This window comes from Bacteroidota bacterium, from assembly GCA_016718825.1.
GTDB lineage: Bacteria > Bacteroidota > Bacteroidia > J057 > JADKCL01 > JADKCL01.
Genome location: JADKCL010000053.1, coordinates 1 through 20,896, shown reverse-complemented (window position 1 = coordinate 20,896; position 20,896 = coordinate 1). Strand labels below are relative to the sequence as shown.

15 protein-coding genes and 1 pseudogene are annotated in these 20,896 nt (G+C 52.1%); 9 read left to right on the top strand and 7 right to left on the bottom strand.

All coding sequences use genetic code 11. The annotated features are described in order from the left end of the window. A partial coding sequence (locus IPN95_28215; GenBank protein ID MBK9453213.1) for an IS66 family transposase occupies positions 1 to 960 on the top strand: 960 nt, incomplete at its 5' end. Positions 961 to 1,734: 774 nt separating this feature from the next. After that, a complete protein-coding gene (locus IPN95_28210) occupies positions 1,735 to 2,607 on the top strand; it encodes a hypothetical protein (GenBank protein ID MBK9453212.1) in 873 nt (290 codons plus the stop codon). Positions 2,608 to 3,033: 426 nt separating this feature from the next. Here the strand turns inward: IPN95_28210 and IPN95_28205 are convergent, their stop codons facing one another. Next, complete coding sequence (locus IPN95_28205; GenBank protein ID MBK9453211.1) at positions 3,034 to 3,939, bottom strand: hypothetical protein; 906 nt, start codon at positions 3,937 to 3,939, stop codon at positions 3,034 to 3,036. Between the two features lie 74 nt (positions 3,940 to 4,013). Here IPN95_28205 and IPN95_28200 point away from each other — a divergent pair, with 74 nt between their 5' ends. Together IPN95_28200 and rapA are read left to right on the top strand one after the other, a co-directional pair. After that, positions 4,014 to 4,199: a hypothetical protein gene (locus IPN95_28200; GenBank protein ID MBK9453210.1), complete on the top strand. Its 186-nt coding sequence runs from the start codon at positions 4,014 to 4,016 to the stop codon at positions 4,197 to 4,199. Between the two features lie 85 nt (positions 4,200 to 4,284). After that, positions 4,285 to 7,113 (top strand): RNA polymerase-associated protein RapA, encoded by a 2,829-nt coding sequence (rapA, locus tag IPN95_28195; protein MBK9453209.1) that lies wholly within the window; start codon positions 4,285 to 4,287, stop codon positions 7,111 to 7,113. A 97-nt stretch (positions 7,114 to 7,210) separates the two neighbouring features. Here rapA and IPN95_28190 read toward each other — a convergent pair whose 3' ends face one another. After that, positions 7,211 to 8,719 (bottom strand): glycoside hydrolase family 28 protein, encoded by a 1,509-nt coding sequence (locus IPN95_28190; GenBank protein ID MBK9453208.1) that lies wholly within the window; start codon positions 8,717 to 8,719, stop codon positions 7,211 to 7,213. A 200-nt stretch (positions 8,720 to 8,919) separates the two neighbouring features. On the opposite strand from IPN95_28190, the gene IPN95_28185 reads away from it, so the two are divergent. Then, positions 8,920 to 9,903, top strand: coding sequence for a hypothetical protein (locus IPN95_28185; protein MBK9453207.1), 984 nt, complete (start codon positions 8,920 to 8,922; stop codon positions 9,901 to 9,903). Between the two features lie 45 nt (positions 9,904 to 9,948). Here the strand turns inward: IPN95_28185 and IPN95_28180 are convergent, their stop codons facing one another. Next, positions 9,949 to 11,238 (bottom strand): pentapeptide repeat-containing protein, encoded by a 1,290-nt coding sequence (locus IPN95_28180; GenBank protein ID MBK9453206.1) that lies wholly within the window; start codon positions 11,236 to 11,238, stop codon positions 9,949 to 9,951. Positions 11,239 to 11,280: 42 nt separating this feature from the next. Next, the gene (locus IPN95_28175) at positions 11,281 to 12,597 is read right to left on the bottom strand and encodes a sugar porter family MFS transporter (protein MBK9453205.1); all 1,317 of its coding nucleotides are present in this window, start codon (positions 12,595 to 12,597) and stop codon (positions 11,281 to 11,283) included. A gap of 207 nt (positions 12,598 to 12,804) precedes the next feature. On the opposite strand from IPN95_28175, the gene IPN95_28170 reads away from it, so the two are divergent. Beyond that, the gene (locus IPN95_28170; GenBank protein ID MBK9453204.1) at positions 12,805 to 13,023 is read left to right on the top strand and encodes a hypothetical protein; all 219 of its coding nucleotides are present in this window, start codon (positions 12,805 to 12,807) and stop codon (positions 13,021 to 13,023) included. A 1,157-nt stretch (positions 13,024 to 14,180) separates the two neighbouring features. Here the strand turns inward: IPN95_28170 and IPN95_28165 are convergent. Beyond that, positions 14,181 to 14,882 (bottom strand): SGNH/GDSL hydrolase family protein, encoded by a 702-nt coding sequence (locus tag IPN95_28165; protein MBK9453203.1) that lies wholly within the window; start codon positions 14,880 to 14,882, stop codon positions 14,181 to 14,183. 204 nt (positions 14,883 to 15,086) lie between these two features. On the opposite strand from IPN95_28165, the gene IPN95_28160 reads away from it, so the two are divergent. The 3 genes from IPN95_28160 (at position 15,087) to katG (ending at position 20,109) form a co-directional block, all read left to right on the top strand. Next, positions 15,087 to 15,491 carry a hypothetical protein gene (locus IPN95_28160; protein MBK9453202.1) on the top strand — a complete coding sequence of 135 codons (405 nt, stop codon included), beginning with the start codon at positions 15,087 to 15,089 and terminating at the stop codon, positions 15,489 to 15,491. 210 nt (positions 15,492 to 15,701) lie between these two features. Then, positions 15,702 to 17,729, top strand: coding sequence for a hypothetical protein (locus IPN95_28155; GenBank protein MBK9453201.1), 2,028 nt, complete (start codon positions 15,702 to 15,704; stop codon positions 17,727 to 17,729). A gap of 181 nt (positions 17,730 to 17,910) precedes the next feature. Continuing rightward, the gene (gene katG, locus IPN95_28150) at positions 17,911 to 20,109 is read left to right on the top strand and encodes a catalase/peroxidase HPI (GenBank protein MBK9453200.1); all 2,199 of its coding nucleotides are present in this window, start codon (positions 17,911 to 17,913) and stop codon (positions 20,107 to 20,109) included. A gap of 133 nt (positions 20,110 to 20,242) precedes the next feature. Here katG and IPN95_28145 read toward each other — a convergent pair. Then, positions 20,243 to 20,591 (bottom strand): annotated as a pseudogene (locus tag IPN95_28145) (DUF2200 domain-containing protein). An 84-nt stretch (positions 20,592 to 20,675) separates the two neighbouring features. Continuing rightward, positions 20,676 to 20,896: HIT family protein (locus IPN95_28140; GenBank protein MBK9453199.1), on the bottom strand; the 221-nt coding region annotated here is incomplete at its 5' end.

Here is a 20,896-nt window from a genome sequence, read left to right as displayed (position 1 = left end):
AAGGTGATCATCGACAAGTACACCGACCACCTTCCGCTCTACCGGCAGTCGCAACGCTTCGCCCGCGAGGGCATCGACATCCCGGTCTCGACGATAGCCGACTGGATCGCACGGTGCTGCGATCTGCTTGACCCGCTTTACGAAAAACTCAAACAAAAAATCCTCGAAAGCGCCTACGTCCAGGCCGACGAGACGCCGATCAAGGTGCTCGACAGCGAAAAGAAGGGCGCAACCCACCAAGGCTACCACTGGACCTACCAGTCACCCGTATTAGGGCTCGTGCTCTTTGATTACCGGCCGGGGCGCAGCCGCTCGGGGCCAATACACGTACTGCGCAACTACAAAGGCTGGCTGCAGACAGATGGCTACTCCGCCTACGAGGAGTTCGAGAAGCGCGAGGGGATATTCCTGGTCGGGTGCATGGCCCACGTGCGCCGCTACTTCGAGAAGGCACTGGAATACGACAATGTCAACGCCGGTTGGGTGCTGGGAAAGATCCGCGAACTCTACGCCATCGAACGGGAGGCGCGCGAAAAATGCCTCGGCCACGATGAACGAAAGGCGCTGCGCGAAGAAAATGCCCTGCCCGTCATTAGCGAACTCGGCATATGGCTGCGCGACAAATACAAAATGTTCCTTCCAAAGTCACCCATGGGTGAGGCCGTCAATTACTTCCTGGGCCGCTTCAACTACGTCGCCCGTTATCTCAAGGACGGCCAATTGGAGATCGACAACAACCTCGCAGAAAACGCCATCCGCCCCATCGCCATTGGCCGCAAAAACTATCTCTTTGCAGGCAGCCACGAAGGCGCACGCAGGGCCGCGATGCTATACTCCTTCCTCGGCACCTGCAAGCGCAACGACATCGAGCCCTTCACTTGGCTCCGCGACACCCTCGCCAAAATACAAGAACACCCCATCAATCGGATAGAGGAATTGCTGCCGGTCAAAAAGGCATAATACTGCTCGAGGTGTTTTCCTACACGGGGTTTAGCGGATGGTTACGTTCAGTTATCTATACGTCGTGCAGAGCCCCTTTGGCTCTGACGTTTCAGTAGGGAGCCATCTTCGTTGCACAGTTTCTTAACGAGATACTTTCAATGCACGCACTTCCCTAACAAGCGTAAGGCAAAACCCACTATTTACGATCTCTCAATCAGACCCCTCTCGCACTTCGATACTGTTGGAAATAGGGGTTATCAACATACAACCTCCTAAAATCCCCCACTACTTGGTTCGATAAAGTGACTCTATGGGTACAAAAGTCGGCTTATGCCGACTTTTTCAGTGTGAGGGGGGGATATGAGTGAGGAGACGTAGCGAAGCGACAACGACGAATGAACCATCCCACCGATCTCTGAAGCATTTACGCTTACACGCTTGCACATCGAAAGCCTCCGTCTGTTGCGTAGGAAGTACCAGATTCAACCTTTCTAGGACAGCAGCGATTCATCCTCCAAACGCCAACACTTACCTCCAGCAACGACAAAAGGAGCTGCTGGACAATTAGTTAGCTTTATGACCCAAATAAAGTAAGCCCAACCTGCAACTTTTTGTTCCGTTTTTCCTATATTCGTAACAACAAAACGATCCAGAAGCCTTGATGTGAAAATGCTCTGGCTTCCTCCGGCAGGGTAAAAGCGGAACCACAACGAATAACCTGCTGTCAAAGGGCATGAGACGTGAAGGTGCAATGGGCCGTCAAACATTGCATTAACCTCAATACCAAGCGTTATGCTCGTACACACAATGAACACCACTGAATTGATGAAAGAAATTCTCGCGGATTGGCCTTGCATGGCCAAAAGCGTGGGGAGGTTGGTCGACGAATACGATCGGAGGCGGCGACGGGCCAAGATTGATAGGAGACTGGAATATTGCAAGGCTTATGAGATCAAGACCCATAGGAAAAATAAATGGGTGGTCATCTTGAGCAAGAACACTGCTGTGGAAAAGTACAAGGGCCCAGAGTCAGTTGCTTGGGATGGCGTTGTTTATTACTGGAGCGCCCATGGCCTGCGTGTGATCAAATTAAATAATCTGAATGGAGGATTTTCTGTGTACAATGGGCATCTGCTCAAGCGGTACAACGAACGCTTGGGATTGGGTTTGGTGAAGCCCACCGACATCATCAAGTGCTTTTTCTGCAACAATGGTTATGGGATCACCAAGATCATACCCAAAGGAAACAGGAATTTTACGATTGAAGTGTGCAGGGATGGACTACTGCTGGGAGAATTGTACGAAGATGGGCAGTGGCACGTCCACAAAACGTTCATCTCTCGGGATTTGACACGTGTAGATCAGGACGATGTGGAACGGAAATTGTTGGACAGCTTACAATTTGAAATACAGGCAGAAATGGCTTATTATACAAAGGAGTTCTCCAGGGGTACGCTCCGGTACAAGGAAGAAATCATCAAGGGCATCAAACCGGAATTTTTCCAACACCCTGCTGGGAAAGGTCCTGATTACTCCAAACAAGGTTCATCGGATTTCCTCCCTCCAGAATTGCCAAAACGGATTCAGGCGGGATTCTCAGAGCTGTCTGCGCTGGCAATTACTAACTGGGGTCGAGACTTGCCTCCTTCATTTTTCAGAGATTAAGTTCAGCTAACTGTCTTGATCATTTCACACGGGTTGAGGCCGTGACATTTCGCATTTGTTTCCCTGTCTTCCCTACGGTCCCCTGAAGCCTGGCTGAGACTTCGGAGGGGCATCGAGGGAACGCGGCCGTGCCTCTTTTTCCTAACGGGTGTTAGGTTGAAGTGATGAAATCCAAGAATTTGCGATCTCTCAATCAAAACCCTCTAACACTGCGATATTGTTGAAAGTATGGGTTATCAACATACAACCTCCTAAAACCCATCACAACTTGGTTCGATAATCCGACTCTATGGGTACAAAAGTCGGCTTATGCCGACTTTTTCAGTTAATGCAGTCGCGTAATTGTAGCAACAAATCCCTGTTCAATTGCCCATTGAACCGAAACAATCTGGCGAACTCCGAAGGCCATCGCCAACTCCCTGAAAATCAGCGCTTGTCCGGGGTGCTCTCGCCTGGCTCATCCTCTTCGGTCGGGGCGACGCCGGCGGCTTCTGTGACGAGTTGGAAGAGTTTTCCGTTCATGAGGAAATTTTCCATCGCATCCTGAAACAGGTCCATCATCACGTTCAATTCCGTGAGGTTCAGGTATTTTCCTTCAAATTCGCCTCGGCTCACATCGGTCAAGACGACCTTTTTGAGAACCTTGTCATAGACTTTCCATTCCACCGTGCACCAGTTTTTGGCGGTGAGTCCCGATAAAGTCGTTGGGCCGAGTTCTACCCAGATATCTGTGACTTTGCCGCCGATCAGGAAACGTGGAATTTCCGGCTTCGGAGCTTGGTCGCTGAAGAGTTCGTTGCCTTTGATGAAGGGGGTTCGGAATCCGGCACTGCCCAGAACGTCGTCGGCTCTGAGTGCAAATTGTTGCACGCCCACCCGCGAATAGGCCTCCCAAGTGATGTCTCCACCGTAAAAGGTCTTGTTGTGCCCGATGATTTTCCCCAATGGAAATTCCGTCATCACCTTGTCAAATTTCACCAAAACAGCGTCTGAATCCATCTCGAAATGCGGACGCGCTTTCGTGAGCTTCATGTCCTTGAAATTTTCCTTGACCTTCGGCTTTTCGGATACGACAAATTTCTCGTCGCCGTATCCGGACCTTGTAAAGAGGAAGACAAATCCGCCACTCGGCAATTTTGACCAGTCTATTTTGGCTTCCAAAGGTGTTTTTCCAAGGGGCACGCCATTCAGGGAAACTGTTGCAGAGTCGGGCGTGGAGGTGAATTTATAGGTGAATTGTTGCGCACGGATCACAGGCGACAGGCAAAGCAAAAGCAAGAGTGTACCTGTAAGACGCAGCAAGGAAAATGCGGAAAAAGTAGATCGTTGCATTGATACAATGTAATGAGGGCCAATGTTGAAGACAAAGATAATTGTTTTTCGATAGTCCCCGACACTGCGAAAAAATGGAAGCGCCTTTGCCAAATTTGTTGGTTGGCAAGATGGCAATTCTTCCTTTTCCAATGCTGCCCAAGGTGAAGACCGAGGCACACCTGCACGGGCCAATTGCCAAATTCAGCGCCCATCCCTGCATCGTCGGGCACATTGATAACCCGGATTTGAGGCCTATCTTTGCCCGAATAGATCATTGATACCCCGGAAATACCCATTGCGCCTTCGTTGAGGCCGTTTTTGGGCTCCGAGAAATGGCATTCGACACGACAGAAAAACACGAAAATGGAACAGTTCTACCCCGATCAACGATGGAGCAGCATGGCTGAACCCGAACTCGGCATCGGTGTCGTGATCGAAACGGCCAAGGGGCGCGTCAAGCTACACTTCCCGCTGTCGGGTGCTACGCGGATGTATGCGACGGATTCAGCACCCTTGCGCCGCGTGCGCTTCAAAATGGGCGACAGTATCGTGGATCGATCGGGCCGCACCTTAATTGTTGCGTCGGTCAAAGAAACTGGTGAATTGATCATCTACAGTGGCCAAGGGAAAGTGATTTCCGAGGCGGATTTGGGGGAAATGACCATCCAACATGGTGCCGAAGACCGTTTGTTGACGGGCGATGTTGACAAGCCGGCCGAATTTTCGTTGCGCAGACGCACGCTCACATTCGACCATGCGCGCCGTATTTCGCCGGTGAACGGGTTTCTGGGTGGGCGGATCGACTTGATTCCGCATCAATTGTACATTGCCCGTGAGGTCAGCGCCCGCCACGCACCGCGCGTGCTCTTGTCGGATGAGGTTGGCTTGGGAAAAACAATCGAGGCTTGCCTGATCGTTCACCGCCTGCGTTTGCTGGGCCGCGTTTCAAGAGTGATGATTCTTGTGCCGGATTCGCTTGTGCACCAATGGTTTGTGGAGCTCATGCGCCGGTTTAACATGTGGTTTCACATTTTTGACGAACGGCGTTGTGCTTCTGCTGAAAAAGGCGCCCCTGACGGAAATCCATTTCTCGACGATCAACTCATCCTCTGTGGTTCGGGTTGGCTCGCAAATTCCCCGAAAAGAGCGCAGCAGGCCATTTCCGCAACTTGGGACATGCTCGTGGTCGACGAGGCGCATCACCTGCAATGGTCTGCGGGCAAGCCAAGTCGCGAATATGCTTTGGTGGAGAATTTGGGCAAAGTGTCCAATGGTTTGTTGCTCCTGACCGCGACACCCGAGCAGTTGGGCGAGGAAAGCCATTTTGCGCGGTTGCGCTTGCTCGATCCTGACCGTTACGATGACTTCGAAGCTTTTCAAAAGGAAACCATTGGCCATCGCACCATGGCCGACCTTGTTACGAAACTGACGCAAGCGGAACCGCTCTCGGAGCCGGAAACCGCCCTGCTGACCACGCTTGTGGGCCATGAGCGTGCAGCCACAACCTTGACCGAGGAACAGCGCGCCTTGCTGATTCAGGATTTGCTCGACCGGCACGGCCCGGGTCGTGTGGTATTCCGCAACCGGCGATCGGCAATGCAGGGATTTCCCAAACGAATCGCGCACCTCGTCCCGATCAAAGCGCAATCCCAGCAATTCGGAGAAGAAAATGCGAATTCGGACGAAGTTACGGGTGGTTTGAATCAAGGCGGAGAACATGACACGCATTCCGATTCTGCATTCGAAGTTGATCCCCGAATGGATTGGCTGATGGGTTTGCTGCGCCAACTCCGTCCGGCAAAGGTGCTCTTGATTTGCAGCACGAAGGAAAAAGTGTTGGCATTGGAGGCCGAATTGCAGAAGCACGCAAAACTGAAGGTGGGGGTATTCCATGAAGACCTTACTTTGGTGCAGCGGGACCGGAATGCGGCTTGGTTTGCAGAGGCGGAAGGTGCGCGGCTCCTGCTCTGCTCCGAAATTGGCAGCGAAGGCCGGAATTTTCAGTTCGCCCACCATTTGGTTTTGTTTGACTTGCCGCTGCACCCGGATTTGCTCGAGCAACGGATCGGGCGCCTGGACCGGATCGGACAATCGGAGAATATTCATATCCACGTGCCGTTTTTGACCGGTACTGCGGAGGAGGCAATTGCCCGGTGGTACCACGAGGGCTTGAATGCATTCGAAGCCAATCTGGAAGGTGGCGACGAGATGGCAAGAATGTTTGTCAATCGGTTGCTTGAGGTCTCCGAATCAATGCCTTCGAATGAAGCGACTGTTGAGCTTTCGGCTTTGATCGCAGAGACTGCCGCCTTTCACGCAGCGCTCAAGATCAGGCTAGCGGAGGGCCGTGATCGCCTGCTCGAAATGAACTCTTTCCGTCCTGAAATTGCTGAAAAACTGATCGCACAGATTCGCGCGGCAGACGCCGACCCGGAGTTGGAGGACTACATGGCGGAGGTATTTGAACAGTTTGGCATTGATGTCGAGGACCTTGCGCCCAGAACCTACCTGCTCAATGCCCTTCAAGGCAATGCGATTGCTTTCCCGGAACTGCCCGATGACGGGTTGTCGGTGACTTTTGACCGCAAACGCGCGCTGGGCCGGGAGGATGTCGGGTTCTTGACTTGGGACCATCCGATGGTGACCGGGGCGATTGATATGGTGCTGGGTTCGGGGACCGGCAGTGCAAGTTTTGGCCTGCTGCGCGTCGGTGGTTCGCCGTCGTTGTTGTTGGAAGTGCTTTTTGTGCTCGAAAGTTCGGGTGCGCAAGGTACGGATGTCGATCGCTTCTTGCCGAGTACACCCATTCGTATTGTGGTGGATCATACAGGTGCAGACGTGACTTCGAGCTATGCGGCGGAGGTCATCGATCAACACATCCGACCGGGACAAATCGACGATCTACTTGACAATGAATCATTTACTGAAAGCATTTTCCCTGACATGCTCTCAGCGGCCACCCAATTCGCAGAGAAGGAAGCCGAAATTGAGATCTCCAAAGGGCACATTCGGATGAAGTTGGAATTGAACCATGAGATTGACCGGTTGATGGCTTTGCAGCAAAAAAACAATCACGTCCGGCAAGCGGAAATCGACTTGGCGATGGCGCAACGCGAGGAACTGGGAAGCAAGATCAAGGATGCACGCATTCGATTGGAATCCCTTCAGCTCATTCAAAAAGGGAATTTTTGATACCTGGAAGCCCGTAAGAAACCTCCTGAGCCTATCAATGCTGTCATCGGCGGGTCAAGAGTTTCACAGGATTGCCAACAGCGGCCTAGGTTGGATTCTATTTCGCCTTTTCAACGTCTTTCAGTACGATGGGAACGTCTTTTTTCTCGTCTCCCTGAATTTCAACTTGCTGCAAATCCAGTCCTTTCACATCGTCAAACACCATCGCCGGCCGATAGTCGGGTTTTTTGATCTTCACGATGACATTTCGCATGACCAAACCATCTACATGCCTGACATAGAGGCCCCAAGCCGGCAGTTCGCCAAACATGGAAAACTCCGGGTAGAGCTTTTTTTGTTCGGGAACCTCGCTCAAGCGTGAAACCGGCATGTGGGCGTAGGCATAGTTGCCACGGCCAGGATAGGTGATCAGGATGTTTTCGAGGGTCAGATTCTGGACGGGAAATCCGGGAAGACCAGTAATCGAAGAGGGGAAAATGTTGTGAAAAAAAGGCAATTCGGGGCCGCGCAGTTCGTAGGCATAGTCCGGCCTTTCGAATGGAACCTCGACTTTCATGTTGCGAATCAGCACGTTGCGTAGGATCCCGGGTTCGCGGTGCTGTTGCCCCAAGCGCACAAAAATGGCGTTGCCCGTGTTGGTGGCTTTGATGTTTTGGACCAGAATGTTCTCCAAAATGCCCCCGTGGACCATCTCGATGGCAATTGCGGAGCGAAATGTGTCGTAAACCTTGATGTTTTCAATCACGACATTTTTGAACCCTCCAAACGAGGCCGTTCCGAATTTCACCGCGCAGGCACTCGACCGGATCCTGCAATTGGCGATGTAGATGCTGTCACAGTACTGAATCGTCGGGTGCTTGTAGTAAATATGTCCAAGGTAGGACTTGAGGCAAATGCCGTCATCCGCTGAATTAATGTCGCAATTGGTGATCCTGACCTTGCGGCAATCGACGATGTCGATCCCGTCATTGTTCCAGAAGGCGTCACTCTCCACGCGGATTTTGTCGATGGTCAGGTTTTCGCAGAGCACATAGGTCTGCACCCAACAAGCCGAATTTTTGACCGTTACACCGGTGACCAGGATGTTTTTGCAATTCATGAACTGGATCACCTGCGGTCGCAGGAACCATTTTGGGCGTCTTTCTTGGAGTTCGTAAGCGACAGTGTCAATCTTGCCGATGTAGAAGAGGCTGTCGATGTTCCGGGCGAGGCGAGCACCCTGCCCGTCGAGTTCGCCTTTGCCGGTGAGGGAGATGTTTTCGGCCTCATAAGCAAGGAGAAGCGCTTTGTACCCGACGCAGGTGTTGTTGTGCAGTTGAATGTAGTCTTCAGGATGGGTGCTTCCCAGAAGGACGGCATTCTTCTCGAGATGGAGTTCCACGCCTGACTTGAGGACGATGCTTCCGGAGAGGAATTTGCCCGCCGGGATGACGACCCGTCCGCCGCCATCGGCGGCTGCTTGATCAATCGCAGACTGTATTGCCCTGGTATTAAGGGTTTTGCCGTCTGGGATGGCACCTGTTTGGGTGATGTTGTAGTCTTTGGACCATAGAGTTGTGTGGGTGAGCAGGGTAAGCAAAAGGAAGATGACGGACTGGATTTTCATATCGCGCAAAGGGCTTTGGGGATCAATAATAGGGAATTTTGGGGTATGGGTGCGGGGTGGGGTTTCAGGTGAATGGGGAGCCGATCGATTTCCTACGATTGGGACATCTTTTGCGGCATTTATTTCTCATCTAAAAGTTAGCTTGTCCTGCACTATTTGAATATTATTGCCAAACGATGCGGGGCTCTGGAATCATCAAAATGAATGCAACTGTATGGGTATTACTAATATCCTTAGCCAATGCGTGTGGCAAGTATGCAGCGGAAAATCCATTTTTTGAAGGATTACGTCCTTGCAGCCAAAATGAACTTGAGACATCGCATTACATTAGGGACATTGAAGCTGGCACAGGTGCATTGCTAGCCACACGATTTAGCTCTTTGGATGAGTTAAGGCGGACTGTTAAAATTGAATATCTTACGGTCTCTGGAAAACCATTAGTAGGAGGAGAAAAGGCTGAGATGGTCAGAGTCTGTCATTGCAGCAATGGACGAGAGGTAGTGGGGATTTTGAAGGAGGGAGTCAGCCAAGATGACATATCGGATGCGCAGAAAGGTGGTATTGGAGTTCGTATCGAACTTCTTCTTCACTCACCCTTTTCAATCAGAAATCGGGAGGAGCTGAAGCAAGTGCTTGCATTGGCAAGAAGACTGCCATTGGTCTACGGCGAAGGAGATCCTGCATTTTATGATATTGCTGAGCAGTGCGTCAGGAACATTAGCAAAGATGGTTTCCCATTCAAAGACCACAGGGACTCTACAGAAAAAGGCTATCTAAATTCCTTTAACCATCTAACAGCACAAGCATTTATTTCATCCATTTTCTCGGAAGATATTGCTGATTTTGTCGCAGACGTCCATGAACGTAAAAACATGCCAGAATTGATCTCTGGCATATTTAATGAGAATCAACTGGCGGATCCAATAGACAATCCAATAGATAACTATGTGGACATGATCAACAATGAATGGGGGCAGGAACTCGGAAAACAACTGAAAGCGAAATATAAAATCAGGCCTACCACTTTTTGGACACCTCAACTTTTGGCTGATTACCTGAACGATCTTCAGAGTTATTATAGTTGGGCTTTTAAAATTGGATTCTCGCCCTTCAGGGCAGATGAAGACCTCATTTTACGGTTTTCAAAAAAAATAAACGCTACTACAAAGGCCTCGTTACCCTAATTAAAGCAAAAGGAATAAGGAGCTTTGAAAATATTCGCAACTAAATCAAGGTACTTCGCGCTTGAGAAGGAATGCTGCTTCAAATCTTTTAGAGGAGTCCTCGACGATCTTGTAGGTCAACGTTGCATCTAGTTCTCCGTTATAGTGCCATTCTTGGATCACTTTACTCCAATTCGACTGCCCAACACGAGTGTCTTTTAAATCAATGGATTCCAGATACGCATCCGCAAAATTGACTAATCTCAAATTCGATTCGCTAAGGTTGGTGTTTGTAATTCTTGACCTAGCAAGGTTGGTCACCAGAAGATCTACTCCTCGGAGATTGGAATGGTCGATTATCGCAGCAACAGATATTCCGTACCGAAATGTTGCCCCAGTCATATCAACATTGGTGAGTCGCGCATTGCCTAAGTCTGCACCATTCAAATTAGCCTCATTAAGTTCTGTTTCGGTAAACACTGCCCACCTTAAATCGGCTCTCACAAGGTCTGCTCCGATCAATCTTGTTCCTTTCAAACTGGCACCCCAAATATTTGCATAAGTCAAATCAACGTTATTCAAATTTGCACTATCAAGAACAGCATCTTTCAATTTAGATCGACGAAGATTCATCCCACTCAAGTTTTTTCCACTCAAGTTTGCCCCCTGCAAATCAGCATTTTCAAAGTTTGCCTTATGTTTGATCTTGCTGAACGATGATGAGTCCATTTCCATATTCACCAGGGATAATAAAAGCTGCCCCCTTTCTGGGCTAAGTGGATTTATGGCCAAGGTATCACCCTCTAAAATTCGATAAGGTTTCAAAGCATAACTCAGTGCCACAATCCTAGAAATTGCGGCTTCACTAAGTGATTTCGCTGGGTTCTTTCCCAGTTCCGCATCTACCTTATCCAGAACATTAGCCAACAAAAATCCTTGATTGCTTCTTCGAACCGACTCAACCAACTCCGTCTGATTCAAAATTCTTCGATGTAACGCTCGCATCTCCTCCCCCAGCATCCCATTCTGCCGATACACCATCCAACTGCTCACAGATCCGCCCAACACGACAAATCCTGCCATGATTGCCCAGAGCCAGACGTAGGTACGGACTGGTTTGGAGGCTGAATCGGCATCCTCCCCGCCTGAACCCTTCCCGATCACCTTCATCAAAAGGGCATTCTTGTTCCACGCAATCAACGCAACGACGACAAACAAAACCATCGCCAAACTCACTGCAAAACCCACCCAAAATGACCCGTCCTTCTCCACCATCGGGATACGCAAATACCCCAAACCCCAGCCCAATACGCCGCCGAGGATGCCGCCTACCAGAAATTTCAGAAATCCTTTCACAGATCAAAGATAGCCATCTTCGCCAACTTTCCAGCAGGATGCTCAACGCCCGGATTCGGAGAGCCGCGCACTCACGGCCTCCAAGGTTTCCCCCTTGGTCTCGGGCATTTTCAGGAAGACCCAGGCCAATTGTCCGACCATCATCACCCCGAAGAATCCAAACACGGCTCCGGCACCAACGGTCTCAAACAGCATTGGAATCAAGGACGGAATCAGTGCCGCAAGCACCCAGTGCACGGTCGAACCGAAAGCCTGCCCACTCGCACGCAAGTGCGTCGGGAACAGTTCGGCGATGAAAACCCAGATCACCGTTCCCTGCCCGATCGCATGGGAAGCGATAAAGACAAAAAAGAAAACCGCCACGGCCAGCCCGCCCCAGCCCTGCAGGAACGACAGGGTCACCAATCCCAACGAAAGAATATATCCCACAGAACCGATGAACATCAGTTGCTTGCGCCCCAAACGGTCGATCAAGGCCATGCCCACTAAGGTGAAAACCACATTGACGACACCAACCCCGACGCTGCTTAGAAATGCGGAATCGCTCCCCAGTCCAGCACCTTCAAAGATCCGCGGGCTATAGTAAAGAAATGCGTTGATGCCCGACAGCTGATTGAAGAAGGCGATGAAAAACACAAGCAGCGTGGCGCGACTGTATTTGCTGGAGAAAATGCTCTCCTTTTGCTTCGATTCCACGGGACCTAGACTTGCAACGTATTGCTGAAAATCGAGCCGAGGATCCACCTTTCGCAGGACTGCCCTTGCCGCTTCAAGCCTTCCTTTCATCACCAACCACCTTGGACTTTCTGGGACGAGCAGGATCATGATGACGTAAACCGCCGCCGGAAATGCACCGACACCCAGCATCCAACGCCATGCGTCGGGTCCGGAATCATTCAAGACATAATTGGAGAGAAAGGCCACCAAAATGCCCGTGACAATGCTCAATTGGTACATCGCCACGAGCCTTCCGCGGGATTTGGCCGGGGAAATCTCGGAAATGTAGGCCGGGGCGGCAATCGTCGAGGCACCGATACCCAATCCGCCGATGAGTCTGAAAAAGGCGAACAACCAAGGATCATTCGCAAAGGCCGAACCCACCGATGACACCAAAAACAGGATTCCGATGGCGATCAGCGTATTTTTTCGGCCGAATGCATTGGTTGGAATTCCTCCGAAAATCGCACCGATCACCGTTCCCCAAAGTGCGGATCCCATCACCACGAAGCCGTGGAACACGTCCGGAGAATGCCATAAAACCTGCAGGGTCTTGTCTGCCCCCGAAATGACGACAATGTCAAAGCCGAAGAGAAACCCCGCAAGTGCAACCGAAAGCGACCAAAAGAGGAACTTATTCATGGCAAAATCTACAAAAAAGGATGGCTTTTTCCCAAAAAACGAATTCGCAGATTTGTAACCTCAAAAGCTGAATCTTCCCGAATTTCCCCAACATTTCCACTTTGAAATCGTTATCCACGCTATCATGAGCATTCCGTGAGGCTAAGCAGTTCTCGGAGGAGTGTTTGGCAAGGATGTCTGCTTTTTTTATACTTCGATTTTTTATTCATGGGGCAAAACACAAAGCACAAGAGAGCATTTTTGATTTGGCTCGCCATTTATCCGTTGATAACGCTCCTTTTTTACCTTTTGGGGGATATTGTTATTCAGTTCCCCATCCCCGTTCGCACCTTGATTATCACGCTCATTGCCGTTCCGACCGTCGTCTATGTCATACTTCCGATCTACCATAGGATATTTGACAAGTGGCTCAACAATGGGAAGTAGGCAAGCTGCACTAGTGACTGCCCCAGTCTGAAAAGCCGCTGACCAACCACTGAGTTCATTCCAACTTCACCGTGCCACAGGAATAGATTTCCTCCATCATTTCTGGGCCCCAGACCAACATGGGAAAAAAAAAAAAATGACGACACCCCCCCCCCCCCCCCCCCCCCCCCCGGGCCCCCCCCCCTCCCCCAACCCCCAAAAAAAACCCCCCCCGCCACGACCCCCACAAGACCCCCCCCCCCCCCCCCCCCCCCCCAAACCGCCTCCCCCCCCCCGCCCCCCCCCCGGGCCCCCCCCCCGACGCGCCCCCCCCCGGGCCCCCTTGGCCCCCCGAAAGGCGGGCCCCCCCGCCCCACCCAAAAAGGTCGCCCCCCCCCCCCCCCCCGGGGCCCCCCCCCCGCCCCCCCCCGCCCGCCCCCCCCCCAAAAAAAGGGCCGGCCCGAAGACCCCCCCCGCCCCCGCCCCCCCCCCGAAAAGAAAAGGCCGAAAACCCCCCCAAGAGCCCCCCCCCCCCCCCCCCAAGGCGAACAAACCCAACAACAAAGACTCCCCGCCCCCCCCCCCCCCACCACAAAACCAAATCCCCCCACCCCCACAAAAAAACCCCTTTTCCCCCCTCGCGGCCCCTACAAATATTCCCCCACACCCCAAGCCCCCGATGGAACCCCCCAAATTTCCCCCCCCCAAAAAAAAAACCCCAAAAAAAAAAACCCCCGGAACCGGGACCTCCACAGGGGCCGGCGTTTCCCGTTTCACACCTTCGATCCAAGCGCTGTCCACGAGAAAATTGTGCACCAAGTCCGCAGCCAAACGATGTCCCAACGGGTTCCAATGCCCGTCGCAGCACCATCCAAACACTGGATTCTTCAATTCGTGTTTGTCCCGGTAGGATAGAAAAGCGGGTTGCATGTCCAAAAGTGGAATCGCTGCCGAATCAGTGATTTCCCTCAAGCGCTTGATCGGAAAGTTCAAATCAAAGTCCGCGGGAACTTTGTCGCTGCCCAATTGGGCCTTCATTTCGGCACCGAAATCCGTCGCCAGTTGAATCACCCCCGGCACGTTGACAACCAGTAGCTTGCTTCCTTGGGCATCGCATTCCTGCTTGAGTTGGCGAAGGGTCCAGTCGGTGACTTGCCAACCTTCGTCCCATTGCTTACTCAAACCGGGCCGGTAGATGTTGTAAGCAAAGGATTCTTGGTCGAAGAAATTCCCCGAATCGGTTTATACGAATCCGTTTTCGTGAGATTCCGGAACAACCTGCACGAGTAGCAATTTTCCTTCAACAAAGCCTTCACGCCCGTGGTCGGCTGCCGAAGTTCGAAATCCATTTGCTCGACGATCCGCTCCTCTTTCAACGAGAGGCAAGGGCAATTCAGCTGTTGTTCCGCCCGGCAGAGCCCGCAATGGTTGTCCCGAATGTCATTTTCGAGGTATATAAACAGCACGGTGATATCCGGTTTCCTTGCCTTGAGCAGCTTGCGCCAAACCAGAAGTTCCTGATAGGTTCCGTAGCCGCTCACGCCAGCATTCCAGACCTCGCCACCTGTGGCCGACTGCAAGAGGTTGGCGATGTGCAGTTTTTCCGAAACCGTGAGTGCCAGCAAAAAGGAGTCCCCGAGCAATGCCACTTTTGGACTTTTGGCGTTGGTCCATTCGGGTCCACGGAAGCCCAGGCTATTCGTTTTTACATGCGGATTGCGCAGACAATCAATGTTGTAGGCCGCGTCTTGATTTGCAACGGGCAGGTAACCTAGATCTTTGTCGCCAACGAACTGGAAAGAGGATTGAAAGTCAGTGTATTTCAGCGGGACAAAACGCAACATGACCTCGAGGAAGATAAATCCAAGCAATAGGCTCACACTCAGCTTCAAGGCACCTCGAAGGAATTTTGGCCTCCCTTTTTTCTGACCAGCGACTCTCGGTTCATGCCCGTAAATGGAAGAATTTCATCAGCCGCTACCTTCGCCCTGACGCAGTGCTTTGATTTTGCAAGGCATCTGGCCTCCAATGAAAAAGGCAACAAGAGGTTGTCCGTTACTTTGGTTTTGGCTTCTTTTGAAGTCATGGAATTCGCCAAGCTTTTCGGCCGGCTGCAGCCGCGCACGTTGTTCCTGATCGACGGATTGGGTGCAATGCTCACGGCAGGTCTTTTGCTCGGTCTGCTTGGCAACTTCGAAGGGTTTTTCGGAGTACCGAGGCAGCAATTGTACATCCTCGCTGCCATCGCCGGGATATTTGCCTTGTATTCATTGACTTGCTATGTCGTTTCGCCTGCCAATTGGAAGTTGTTCCTGAAAATGATCGCTTTTGCAAACCTTGCCTATTGTGTCTTCACATTGGTGATGGTTTTCTTCTTTTCGGGGGATGTCACAGCTTGGGGAATGGCCTATTTTGTTGGGGAGGCGATGATCGTTGGCGGATTGGTTTTCTGGGAATTGAGAATGGCTTTTCGGCCAAGAACGGCGTAAAACGGAATTTTCTTCATCATTTACCGAACGGACGTTGTTGATTCGGCTGGGATTCAAACGGACGATGAAAACGCCCCGCAAGCGGGACAGGCACCGCGCGCAAAGGGTTCGCAAGGAGCACCAAGTACCGATGCCCAGAATTGCGAGTAAAGCCAATCCAAAACCCCAGCTTTTTCCCTAAATTCAACGAATTCTAAAACGCCCTGGAAAATGCGTAATGGCAGAAATCTCGTTGTCCTCTTCATCAGCTTCGCTATTCTGGCGCTCTCCGCCTGCCATGTCGCGCACAATCAAACTCCTCCTCGCTCTCACACTCCCTCTCACACTGCGCAGTTCTATCCCAATTCCCTCCCTGCCACGCGGTGGTGGTGGTTTGCCACGGAAATCAAAAAGCCGGATGTCAAGCACCAACTCGATTGGGCCAAGGCCAACAACTTCGGCGGGGTCGAAATCGCCTGGGTTTATCCGCTGTACCGCTACCAGGACATGTATGCGCGGAAATACAACCGCTTTTATCCCAAGGATACGACCGCGCAAAAATGGCTGAGCCCCGAATGGATAGAGGTCGTGACCTATACCAAACGCTACGCGGATTCCATCGGATTGGCCTGCGATTTTACTTTTGGCAGCGCGTGGCCGGTCGCGGGCAGCAACATCGGGAAGGAATACACGACGCAGGTCTATGGCGACACGGCCTTCCGGCAGACGCTGACATTCGCCTGGGAATGGCCAAAGATCCCGCTCGTCATCAACCACTTGGACAGCAATGCCTTTCAGCTATTTGCCGAACCCATCGCCAAGGCCCTCGCAGAACCGCTCAAAGGCTCCAAATCCGCACTTTTTACCGACTCCTGGGAAATCAAACTCAACGACAAGCTCAAGGTTTGGACCAAGGATTTTGACAAAACCTTTCGGCAAAAAATGGGCTATGACATCATCCCCTACATGGACAAGGGCCTCGATTCCTTTCCGGATGTGCGCTATGACTACATGATGCACCTCGGCGACCTTGTGCTCGACGGATTCTTCAAGCCCTACGTGCGCAAGTGCCGCGCACTCGGTGCATGGTCGCGTGTGCAATGCCTCGGCACGCCCACGGACGTGATGAAGGCCTATTCGCTGGTGGACATTCCCGAAACCGAATGCATGCTCAACGATCCCAATTATTCCAAAATTGTGAGTTCGGCGGCGGCATTGTCGGGCAAGCGAATGGTGTCTTCGGAGACCTTTACTTGTATGTATGGCTTTCCCTCGACCTATTTGCGGCAGGAGCAAACCGCGGATTTGAAAATGGTGGCCGATGCGATGTTTGCGCAGGGCGTCAACCATCATTTTTACCACGGCATGCCCTACAATCCCAAGGGATCCGACACTTGCACCTTTTTCGCGACGACTTATTTCGGGCCGGGCGGCAGCTTGGAGCCGGAATTGCCCGCTTTTAATGCCTATGTCGGAAAAGTCTCGGGATGGATGGAGCGGGGCCGGACCTATTCGGATGTCGCTGTTTATCTGCCTTACGAGGATGCCGTGATGAAGGGGGGATTGCCGCAGGAACGCCGCCGCGTTTGGGTTTGGGGCGAATATGAAATGCGCTACGTTCACTTTCCGCAGGAATTGGAGGGCTACCATCCGCTGTGGATCAATGGCCATTTTTTGGAGCAGGCCAAGCTTGAAAACGGAAAACTCACCGTTGGCGACGCCCAATTTTCCAGCCTCTACATCGACGTCGAATACATGGACATTCGGGCGATGCGCAGGTTGGTGGAGTTGGCGCGAATGGGTTTCCCGATTTGCCTGAAGCGAATCCCCAAGCAGCCGGGCCATTCAAAGTCAGATGAATACCTTCACATGCAACAAGAATTGGCTGGGCTCAAAAATGTCAAAAATGCATTCGAAGGTGTCGCCCAAAATCCGCCGTTGATCCAAGGGGACAGCATTCCCGAACATTGGTGCCGCGTCGAAAAAAATGGCAGCCACCTGATTTTCCTTGCGCAACCCCTCGCCAAGGACCTCCAATACCCCGTCTATTGCGGGCAATCGATCATGCAGTCCTCCATTTTCCGGGAATTAACCCTCAATGTCAACGGCCATTCGATCACGGAAAACTTCGAATTCAAACCCTACCAAAGCCTGCTGCTCAAGATTTCGCCCAAAGGCAAACTGGAATACCTCGACATCGATTTTGTGCCCAAAGACCCCGTCGTTCGTCCGCGGGAAGTGCAAAAGAGCTGGTTTTAAAGGTTTTGTGAATTGGCCACGAAGACACAAAGGCACGAAGAAAGCTTACTTAACTTTGTGCCTTCGTGTCTTCGTGGCCAAAATACAGCGGCAAAGGTTCGCGGTGGGGCCTCATTTTGATGCCCAACTATCTCCCCTTTTCAGTAGATTTAACCAAATCAAAAAATAATTCGTCACTCCGATGGAAAACAATACATCTAAAGAATCTGCAGGCCAATGTCCGTTTCATGGCGGGGCCTTAAAACACAAAGCTGGCGGCGGTCCGCGCAACAACGATTGGTGGCCGAATATGCTCAGGCTGAACATTCTTCGGCAAAATTCGGCACTGTCCAATCCGATGGGGCCCGATTTTGACTACGCCTCCGAATTCAAATCGCTCGACCTCGCCGCTGTCAAAAAGGACATTGTGGACCTGATGACCGACTCCCAAGAATGGTGGCCGGCCGATTACGGACATTATGGGCCATTTTTCATTCGAATGGCTTGGCATAGCGCGGGCACCTACCGCATCTCCGACGGTCGCGGCGGCGGAGGTTCAGGCTCGCAACGCTTCGCCCCGCTCAACAGTTGGCCCGACAATGTGAACCTGGACAAGGCACGGTTGCTGCTTTGGCCGATCAAGCAGAAATACGGCAAAAAAATCTCGTGGGCCGACCTGATGATCCTCGCGGGCAATTGTGCACTCGAGTCGATGGGCTTCAAAACCTTCGGATTCGGCGGCGGACGCGAAGACGTCTGGGAACCCGAAGAAGACATTTATTGGGGTCCAGAGGGTGAATGGCTCGCAGATCAGCGCTACACGGGCGACCGCGAATTGGAAAATCCGCTGGGTGCTGTGCAAATGGGGCTGATTTATGTGAATCCCGAAGGCCCAAATGGCAATCCTGATCCGCTGTTGGCCGCCCGCGACATCCGCGAAACCTTTGGCCGCATGGCGATGGACGACGAAGAAACCGTGGCCCTGATCGCTGGCGGACATACCTTCGGCAAAACCCACGGCGCTGGCGACCCCAACAAATATGTCGGTCCGGCACCCGCAGGGGCAGACATTGCCTTGCAAGGACTTGGTTGGCACAATACCATGGGCAGCGGCGTCGGAGTCAATACGATTTCAAGTGGCCTCGAAGGTGCTTGGACGACCACACCGACGCGCTGGAGCAACAATTACTTTTGGAATCTCTTCGGCTACGAATGGGAATTGACCAAAAGTCCGGCGGGTGCGCATCAGTGGAAGCCGAAACATGGCATGGGCGCAGCGACGGTTCCCGATGCCCACGACCCCAATTTGCGCCATGCGCCGACGATGCTCACCACTGACCTCGCGCTCCGATTCGACCCCGAATACGAAAAAATCTCCCGCCGTTTTCACGACAATCCCGATCAGTTTGCCGACGCATTCGCCCGCGCATGGTACAAGCTCACTCACCGCGACATGGGTCCGATTGCACGCTATTTGGGAGCCGAAGTGCCTGCGGAAGTGCTGATTTGGCAGGATCCGTTGCCGGCGGTGAAGCAACCGCTGATCGATGCATCCGATATTGCGGCCCTTAAAACCAAGATTCTCGGCTCCGGACTGACCGTGGCACAATTGGTCACGACCGCCTGGGCTTCGGCTTCGACCTACCGCGGCTCCGACAAACGGGGTGGTGCCAATGGGGCCCGCATCCGGCTTGCGCCGCAAAAGGACTGGGAAGTGAATCAACCCGCGCAATTGGCGACCATCCTGAAAACGCTCGAAGGGATTCAAGCTGCTTTCAATTCCGGCGGAAAATACGTTTCCATGGCCGATTTGATCGTGTTGGGAGGCTGTGCCGCTATCGAAAAGGCCGCGCAGCAAGGCGGAAATTCGGTGAATGTCCCCTTCACGCCCGGGCGCGTGGACGCCTTGCAAGACCAAACGGATGTCGATTCGTTTGCGGTGCTCGAACCCGCAGCCGACGGATTCCGCAACTATTTCAAATCCAAGCACAAAACTTCGGCGGAGGAATTGCTTGTGGACAAGGCGGAGCTGCTCACGCTCACCGCACCCGAAATGACCGTCCTCGTCGGCGGCCTGCGCGTGCTCGGCGCGAATTGGGACGCTTCGGCCAATGGCGTCTTCACGGGACGCCCCGGCGCACTCACGAATGACTTTTTCGTGAACCTGCTCGACTTGCGCACCACTTGGAAGGCGACTTCCGATGCCCAAACCCACTTCGAAGGCAGCGACCGCAAAACCGGCACCGTCAAATGGACGGGTACAAGGGTGGACCTGATCTTCGGGTCCAATTCGGAGCTGCGCGCCTTGGCGGAGGTGTATGCTTCGTCGGATGCTGCGGCCAAATTTGTCGCTGATTTTGTGGCTGCTTGGAACAAGGTGATGGAGCTGGATCGGGTTTGAGGATTCGGTTTGAAGGAAGGATATGGAAAAGGCAGCTCTTTTGGGGGCTGCCTTTTTCTTTCAGTCGAAAAATCCCGGGTAGAAGCAAGGCATCAACTGGTGAAATCCATACCTCCGAATGGATGGACGATCTTCACTCCCTCAAAATCTTCTCCATCTTCTTCCCTTTGGCCAATTCATCGATCAGCTTGTCGAGGTAGCGCATTTTCTGGATGACGGGATCTTCAATGTCTTCGACGCGGTAGCCGCAGATGACCCCCGTGATCTTGGACACGTTGGGATTCAGGGCAGGCGCCTCCGCAAAAAACGTCTCGAAATCGCTCCGTTTGTCGATTTGCGCCTGCATCGTTTCGTGGTCATAACCCGTCAACCAAAAGATGACCGTGTCCACTTCTTTGGGTGCGGCCTTTTCGCTCCGCCTTTTTGATGTAGAGCGGATAGACGCTGGCGAAGATGATTTTGTAGATTCTGTTGGGGTGCATTGTTCTTTCGCCTTTTGTTAATTTCTTGCGTGCAGAAATAGTCAAATGTGATAGATCGATGCTGATGGCACCTTGCTAGGTGTGTTATTTCGATTCCTGCAATTGCATTTTGATTTTATCCGCGAGCTGATTTAGCGCATCGCGCGTAGGACGTTTGGCTTCATACTTAATCTTGAAGTCATCTCCTGTAAATCGAGGAATGATATGGAAATGAACGTGATTGACTTCCTGCCATGCACTTCGACCGTTGTTCTGCAATATGTTTGTGCCTTCACAGCGAATGCCATCGGTATGCCAGAGCGATT

What these genes read in the sequence shown, in the direction of transcription:
- IPN95_28210 (MBK9453212.1), top strand. Translation starts at nt 1,735, where the DNA reads ATGCTCGTACACACAATGAACACCACTGAATTGATGAAAGAAATTCTC.
- IPN95_28205 (MBK9453211.1), bottom strand. Translation starts at nt 3,939, where the DNA reads ATGCAACGATCTACTTTTTCCGCATTTTCCTTGCTGCGTCTTACAGGT.
- IPN95_28200 (MBK9453210.1), top strand. Translation starts at nt 4,014, where the DNA reads ATGGAAGCGCCTTTGCCAAATTTGTTGGTTGGCAAGATGGCAATTCTT.
- rapA (MBK9453209.1), top strand. Translation starts at nt 4,285, where the DNA reads ATGGAACAGTTCTACCCCGATCAACGATGGAGCAGCATGGCTGAACCC.
- IPN95_28190 (MBK9453208.1), bottom strand. Translation starts at nt 8,719, where the DNA reads ATGAAAATCCAGTCCGTCATCTTCCTTTTGCTTACCCTGCTCACCCAC.
- IPN95_28185 (MBK9453207.1), top strand. Translation starts at nt 8,920, where the DNA reads ATGAATGCAACTGTATGGGTATTACTAATATCCTTAGCCAATGCGTGT.
- IPN95_28175 (MBK9453205.1), bottom strand. Translation starts at nt 12,597, where the DNA reads ATGAATAAGTTCCTCTTTTGGTCGCTTTCGGTTGCACTTGCGGGGTTT.
- IPN95_28170 (MBK9453204.1), top strand. Translation starts at nt 12,805, where the DNA reads ATGGGGCAAAACACAAAGCACAAGAGAGCATTTTTGATTTGGCTCGCC.
- IPN95_28160 (MBK9453202.1), top strand. Translation starts at nt 15,087, where the DNA reads ATGGAATTCGCCAAGCTTTTCGGCCGGCTGCAGCCGCGCACGTTGTTC.
- IPN95_28155 (MBK9453201.1), top strand. Translation starts at nt 15,702, where the DNA reads ATGCGTAATGGCAGAAATCTCGTTGTCCTCTTCATCAGCTTCGCTATT.
- katG (MBK9453200.1), top strand. Translation starts at nt 17,911, where the DNA reads ATGGAAAACAATACATCTAAAGAATCTGCAGGCCAATGTCCGTTTCAT.